Source organism: Streptomyces sp. XY431 (assembly GCF_001279805.1).
Lineage (GTDB): Bacteria > Actinomycetota > Actinomycetes > Streptomycetales > Streptomycetaceae > Kitasatospora > Kitasatospora purpeofusca.
The window spans coordinates 1-6,699 of sequence record NZ_LGDO01000166.1; the positions used below are offsets into that span (position 1 = coordinate 1).

At 73.3% G+C, this 6,699-nt stretch carries 5 protein-coding genes; 2 read left to right on the forward strand and 3 right to left on the reverse strand.

Going from position 1 to position 6,699, the window contains the following annotated elements:
• The first annotated feature begins 506 nt into the window (after window positions 1-506).
• The gene (locus tag ADK60_RS18730; protein WP_045944812.1) at window positions 507-956 is read left to right on the forward strand and encodes a PTS sugar transporter subunit IIA; all 450 of its coding nucleotides are present in this window, start codon (window positions 507-509) and stop codon (window positions 954-956) included.
• Window positions 957-1,056: 100 nt separating this feature from the next.
• On the forward strand, window positions 1,057-2,727 hold the full coding sequence (ptsP, locus tag ADK60_RS18735; RefSeq protein ID WP_053647419.1) for a phosphoenolpyruvate--protein phosphotransferase: 1,671 nt from the start codon (window positions 1,057-1,059) through the stop codon (window positions 2,725-2,727).
• An 88-nt stretch (window positions 2,728-2,815) separates the two neighbouring features.
• Here the strand turns inward: ptsP and ADK60_RS18740 are convergent, their stop codons facing one another.
• The 3 genes from ADK60_RS18740 to ADK60_RS18750 are packed head-to-tail and all read right to left on the reverse strand — an operon-like array spanning window position 2,816 to window position 6,546.
• Window positions 2,816-4,939 carry an acetoacetate--CoA ligase gene (locus tag ADK60_RS18740; protein WP_079008486.1) on the reverse strand — a complete coding sequence of 708 codons (2,124 nt, stop codon included), beginning with the start codon at window positions 4,937-4,939 and terminating at the stop codon, window positions 2,816-2,818.
• Window positions 4,940-4,985: 46 nt separating this feature from the next.
• Window positions 4,986-5,534, reverse strand: a complete 549-nt coding sequence (locus tag ADK60_RS18745; RefSeq protein WP_053647423.1) for an NUDIX domain-containing protein — start codon at window positions 5,532-5,534, stop codon at window positions 4,986-4,988.
• Between the two features lie 40 nt (window positions 5,535-5,574).
• On the reverse strand, window positions 5,575-6,546 hold the full coding sequence (locus ADK60_RS18750; protein ID WP_053647425.1) for an NUDIX hydrolase: 972 nt from the start codon (window positions 6,544-6,546) through the stop codon (window positions 5,575-5,577).
• Between the last annotated feature and the right edge of the window lie 153 nt (window positions 6,547-6,699).

Here is a 6,699-nt window from a genome sequence, read left to right on the forward strand (position 1 = left end):
TCTGGCGTTGACTTTTGGCACGCTGTTGAGTTCTCAAGGAACGGACACTTCCTTCAGGCGGCTTTCACACCGGCCCTCCGGGCGCTTCGTTCTTTCGTGATTCCAGCGTATCAGATCCGTTTGCCGTTGTTTAACCGGCGCTTTTCGTTTCTGAAATCTGGTGTTAACCGTCGACTTGCGGCGACTCGACCAACCATAGCGGGTCGTCGGGCCGAGCGCGAATCGGGCCGCGCCGGTGTCACCCGGTCGGACGCGTGATTTGTTGCTCTCGCGAGCATATACAGCAATGGTCCCGATTCGCCAAGATGCCTGTAGAGTGCGGCGCATCGGCCAAGAGGACTAGACCACTAGTGGTCGACGAGATGACTGACTGGTGGGGGCGGACGGCATGGCCGACCACCCGGAATGTCAGCGGATGTCCGAAGTTGACATGATTTAGGCTTCAGTCGATCACCCCGCCGCGTTCGCGGCCGCTCGCCTGTACTGCGCACTTGGGAGGCTCATCCATGACCACTGTGACGTCGCCGCTGACCGGCCGGGTCGTAGGGCTCGCCGGCGTGCCGGACCCCGTGTTCTCGGGTGCGATGGTCGGCCCCGGCACCGCGATCGACCCGGTGCGTCGGCCGACCGAGGCCGTTGCCCCGGTCGACGGCGTGGTCGTCTCGATGCACCCGCACGCGTTCGTCGTCGTCGACGCGGACGGGCACGGGGTCCTGACCCACCTGGGCATCGACACCGTCCAGCTGAACGGCGAGGGCTTCGAGCTGCTCGTCAACAAGGGCGACACCGTCACCCGCGGCCAGGCCGTCATCAAGTGGGACCCGGCCGCCGTCGAGGCCGCCGGCAAGTCGCCGATCTCGCCGATCGTCGCGCTGGAGGCCGCTGCCGACTCGCTCGGCGAGCTGCTGGAGAGCGGGGAGGTCGCCGTCGGCGACGCCCTGTTCAGCTGGAGCTGACCTCTCCCCTCTTACAGGACACACCCGCCCCACCGCTCCGGTCGGGGCGGCCCGGCACACAGCGGTACCCGGCGGGGCCGCCTCTCTCACGGAGAAAGACATGGAGAAGACGCTGCGAGGCGTGGGTGTCAGCCACGGAGTCGCGATCGGCCAGGTGCGGCACATGGGTACCGCGGTGCTGGAGCCCCCGGCCACCCAGATCCCGACCGAGGACGCTCCGCGCGAGCAGGCCCGCGCCCAGGCAGCCGTCGAGGCCGTGGCCGCGGACCTGATCGCCCGCGGCAACCTGGCGGGTGGCGAGGCCCAGGCCGTGCTGGAGGCCCAGGCGCTGATGGCGCAGGACCCGGAGCTGATGGCCGACGTCTCCCGCCGGATCGCGGTCGGCAGCAGCGCCGAGCGCGGCGTCTACGACGCCTTCGCCGCCTACCGGGCGCTGCTCGCCTCGGCCGGGGAGTACCTGGCCGGCCGGGTCGCCGACCTGGACGACGTGCGGAACCGGATCGTCGCGCGTCTGCTCGGCGTGCCGATGCCGGGTGTGCCGGACAGCGACGAGCCGTACGTGCTGTTCGCCCGGGACCTCGCGCCGGCCGACACCGCGCTGCTGGACCCGACGCTGGTGCTCGGCTTCGTGACCGAGGAGGGCGGGCCGACCAGCCACAGCGCCATCCTGGCGCGGGCCATGGGCGTACCGGCCGTGGTCGCGCTGCCGGGGGCGTCCGACGTGGCCGAGGGCACGGTCGTCGCGGTGGACGGCAGCTCGGGTGACGTGCTGGTCGAGCCGAGCGCGGAGAAGCAGGAGGAGCTGCGCCGGATCGCCGCCGAGCGCAAGGCGGCGCTGGCCGCCTCCTCCGGCCCGGGCGCGACCTCGGACGGGCACCGGATGCCGCTGCTGGCCAACGTCGGCGGTCCGGGCGACCTGCCGGCCGCGCTGGAGGCGGGCGCCGAGGGTGTCGGTCTGTTCCGCACCGAGTTCCTCTTCCTGGACGACTCGGCGAAGGCGCCGACCGAGGAGAAGCAGGTCGAGGCGTACCGCAAGGTGCTGGAGGCGTTCCCGGAGGGCCGGGTCGTGGTCCGGGTGCTCGACGCGGGCGCGGACAAGCCGCTGGACTTCCTGACCCCGGCCGACGAGCCGAACCCGGCGCTCGGTGTGCGCGGTCTGCGCACCCTGCTGGAGCACCCCGAGGTGCTCCGGACCCAGCTGCGGGCGCTGGCGACGGCCGCCGAGGGCCTGCCGGTGCACCTCGAGGTGATGGCCCCGATGGTGGCCGACCGCAAGGACGCCAAGGACTTCGCCGAGGCGTGTCGCGAGGCCGGGCTGAGCGCCAAGTTCGGCGCGATGGTGGAGATCCCGTCGGCCGCGCTGCGGGCGCGCTCGATCCTCCAGGAGGTCGAGTTCCTCTCCCTGGGGACCAACGACCTGGCCCAGTACGCCTTCGCCGCGGACCGCCAGGTCGGTGCGCTGGCGCGGCTGCAGGACCCGTGGCAGCCGGCGCTGCTGGACCTGATCGCCTTCGCCGCCGAGGCCGCGCAGGCCGAGGGCAAGAGCTGCGGTGTCTGCGGCGAGGCGGCCTCCGACCCGCTGCTGGCCGTGGTGCTGACCGGTCTCGGTGTCACCAGCCTGTCGATGGGCGCGGCGTCGATCCCCTATGTGCGGACGGCGCTGGCCAAGTACACGCTGGCGCAGTGCCGCCGGGCCGCCGAGGCGGCGCGGGCGGCGGACAGTGCCGAGGAGGCGCGGGCCGCGGCGCAGCAGGTGCTGTCGGGCGAGTAGCGGTCACGGGACACTGCGACGGAACACAGCGAGGGGCCCGCTCCACCAGGTGGTGGAGCGGGCCCCTTCGGCATGTCAGGGGGGTCGGTCACTCGGCGGCGGCGCGCTCGCGCTCCTGGCGGAGCTGTTCGAACCAGCGCAGGTGGTCGAGGTTGTCGACGGAGCCGGGGTTGACGGCCTGGTCGAGCGGGGTGCCGGAGAGCAGTCGCTTGACCGGGACCTCGATCCGCTTGCCGGTGAGGGTGTGCGGCAGGCCGCGGACGGCGATGACCTCGTCGGGGACGTGGCGCGGGGAGAGCTCGGTGCGCAGCGAGGTGCGGATGCGGCCGATGAGGTCCTGGTCGAGCTCGGCGCCGGGGGCGAGGACGACGAAGAGCGGCATCCAGTAGCCGCCCTCGGGCTCCTCCAGGCCGATGACCAGGGATTCGGCGATCTCGGGGAGGCGCTCGACGACCTCGTAGATGTCCGAGGAGCCCATCCGGACGCCCTGGCGGTTCAGGGTGGAGTCGGAGCGGCCGTGGATGACGACGGTGCCGCGGGAGGTGACGGTGATCCAGTCGCCGTGGCGCCAGATGCCGGGGTACACGTCGAAGTAGCTGTCGTGGTACCGGGTGCCCTCGGGGTCGTTCCAGAAGCCGGTGGGCATGGACGGGATGGGCTTGGTGACGACGAGTTCGCCGACCTCGTCGGTGAGCGGGCGGCCGTTGACGTCCCAGGACTCGACGGCTGCGCCGAGGCTGGGGGCCTGGATCTCGCCGAGGTGGACCGGGAGGGTGGGGACGCCGCCGACGAAGCAGGAGCAGACGTCGGTGCCGCCGCTGACGGAGGCGAGCCAGACGTCCTCCTTGACCTCCTCGTAGATCCAGCGGAAGCCGTCGGGCGGCAGCGGGGAGCCGGTGGTGCCGAGGCAGCGGACGGCGGAGAGGTCGAGGTCCCGGCCGGGGTGGAGGTCGGCCTTGCGGCTGGCGATGACGTAGGCGGCGGAGGTGCCGAGGACGGTGGCGCGGGTGCGCGCGGCCACGGACCAGAAGGCGCCGGTGTCGGGGTGGCCCGGGCTGCCGTCGTAGGTGACGACCGTGGACCCGACGAGGAGGCCGGCGAGGAGGAAGTTCCACATCATCCAGCCGGTGGAGGTGTACCAGAGGAAGCGGTCCTCGGGGCCGAGGTCGAGGTGGAGGCCGGCCTGCTTGAGGTGCTCGACCAGGATGCCGCCCTGGCTCTGGACGATGGCCTTGGGCAGGCCGGTGGTGCCGGAGGAGTAGAGGACCCAGAGCGGGTGGTCGAAGGGGACGGCCTCGAAGACCGGCTCGGTGTCCTCGGCGGTCAGGTCGTCCCAGGCCAGGGCGCCCTCGGGGGCGGGGGCGCCGAGCAGGGGGACGTGCACGACGGTGTGCAGGGTGGGGAGTTCGCGGCGGAGTTCGGCGACGACCTCGGTCCGGTCGTGGTCCTTGCCGCCGTAGTGGTAGCCGTCGACGGCGAAGAGGACGACCGGCTCGATCTGCTGGAGGCGGTCCAGGACGCTGCGGGCTCCGAAGTCGGGGGCGCAGCTGGTCCAGACGGCGCCGACGGCGGCGGTGGCGAGGAGGGCGACGGCGGCCTGCGGGATGTTGGGCAGGTAGGCGCCGACGCGGTCGCCGGGGCGGACGCCGCGGGCGCGCAGGGCGGCGGCGAGGGAGCCGACCTGTCGGCGGAGTTCGGCCCAGGTGAGGACGAGCGGCTCGTCGGTGGTCTCGTCGAGGTGGAGGACGGCGGGGCGGTCGGCGTTCTCGGCCTGCTCGCCGGCGCGCAGGGCGTGCTCGGCGTAGTTGAGGCGGGCGCCGGGGAACCAGCGGGCGCCGGGCATCGCGGGGTCGGCGAGGACGGCGTCGGGGGCCTGGGTGAAGCGGACGTCGAACCACTGGGTGACGGCGGTCCAGAAGCGGTCGAGGTCCTCGACCGACCAGGCGTGCAGGGCGGCGTAGCGGGCGGCGGCCTCGGCGTCCGAGGCGGTGGGGGCGAGCGGGGCGGCCGGGGCGCCGTGGTGCTGGGCGGCCCAGGCCTGGAAGGCCACGATCCCGGTGCCGGCGGCACGCTCGGGGTTCGGGCGCCAGAGCGGCTGGTCCTGGGGTGGGGTGCTCACGGTGGTGGTCTCCCGGCCGGTGATGAGGGCGGACGGGGTCGCTTGTGGCAGGGCCCGCGTCCGGTTGGGGGCTGTCGGTGCAGACCCTGCCATGTGAGCGGCCGGGGCGCCAGGGTCTCCCCGGCGCGGCCGTCGCTGGTCAGGGGCGGGTGAATTCGCCGTTGAACCAGGAGCGGGAGACACGGGTGTGGAAGGGGAAGGCGAGCGGGGTCTCGGGGGTGGAGAGCTGCCAGCCGTCGGTCTCGTCGGTGGGGACGGAGGGCGGGAGGGCGGTGAGCGGGCGGGCGGGGAGGAGGCCGAAGAGGCAGAGGAAGCCGCCGCGGGTGTCGGAGTCGGTGGCGACCAGGGTGATGTCGGTGTGCTCGGCGAGGATGCCGGTCTCCTCGCGCAGCTCGCGCACGCAGGCCTGCTGCCAGCTCTCGCCGTAGTCGATGTAGCCGCCGGGGAGGGCGAGTTCGCCGTAGCCGGGCTCGATGGTGCGGCGGATGACCACGAGGCCGGGGGCGCTGTCGCCCTGGGTGACGGGGAGGAGGGTGACGACGACGGGCAGCGGGTTTCGGTAGCTGATCTCGGTGCACCCGGAGCAGGTCCGGGGCCAGCCGTCGGTGCCGGGCGGGTAGGGGGATCCGCAGAAGTGGCAGTGGGAGTTGGGCTGCTGGCGCACGGTGCCGGCCTCTTGAGTCGTCATGGCCGGATGGTAGTGCGGGCGGCCGGGAACGGGGTGGTGGTCAGGTGGTCCGGCCCGGGGAGGGCTCCTGGGGCGGCTGGTGCGAGGACTCCTCGGACTGCTCGCCCTGGGCGGGGCGGAGGAGGGCCGGGTGGAGCAGCCTGGCGTCGCCGGCGTGGTAGGTGCGGGCCCGGGGGCCGCCGCGGGCGCCGCCGCGCTCGGTGGTGGTGCCGGTGCCCTCGACGAAACCGGGGACGGAGAGCACCTTGCGGTGGAAGTTGCCCGGGTGGAGCTTCTCGTCCCAGACGGCCTCGTAGACGGCGCGCAGCTCGGGAATGGTGAAGTCGTGCTGGAGGAAGGCGGTGGCCAGCGGGCTGTACTCGATCTTGGCGCGGGCGCGGTCGAGGCCGTCGGCGAGGATCCGGGCGTGGTCGAAGGCGAGCTCGATCGGGGTGGGCGCCCCGACGGCCGGGGGCTCGGCCTGACCGGCGGGCCCGGCGTGCTGCCCCGGGTCGGTGGGGCCGGTGCTCCCGCCGACGCCACCCCCGTGGGTGTCGGCGGGAGCACCGGCGGACTCGGACCGGCCGGCGGGCCGGAGGTCGAGGTCGGTGACGGGGTGCCAGGCGGCGTGGGCCGCGTCGCTGCCGGCCTGCGGGTCGGGCAGGTCGGGGGCGAAGGCGAGGTAGGCGACGGAGATGACGTGCATCCGCGGGTCGCGGTCGGGTACGCCGTAGCTGCCGAGCTGTTCGAGGTGGATCCGGCTGAGGGCGGCCTCGGCGCCGACCGTGCCGGGCAGGCCGGTCTCCTCCGCCAGCTCGCGGGCGGCGGCGTCGTCGAGGCTCTCCTCACCGGCCCGCAGGAAGCCGCCGGGCAGGGCCCAGCGCCCCTGGTAGGGCGGGAGGGCGCGCTCGACGAGCAGGACGTGCAGCCGGCCCTGGCGCAGGGTCAGGGCGACGACGTCCACGGTGACGGCGACCGGGGTGAAGGCGCGCGGATCGTAGGCGGCGAGCCACTCCTGCTCGGTGGTGTCCACGCTGCACGCTCCTCTCCCCCGCCGGGCCCGCGGCGACGGGCGGCCGTCCTTCTCGGTCTGAGCACAACGTAGCGATCCCTTGACTCTGCGGCAAATGGTTTTCCACCCCGGCCCGGGCCGGGGTGGAAAACCATTTGCCGCAGAGTCAAGGGA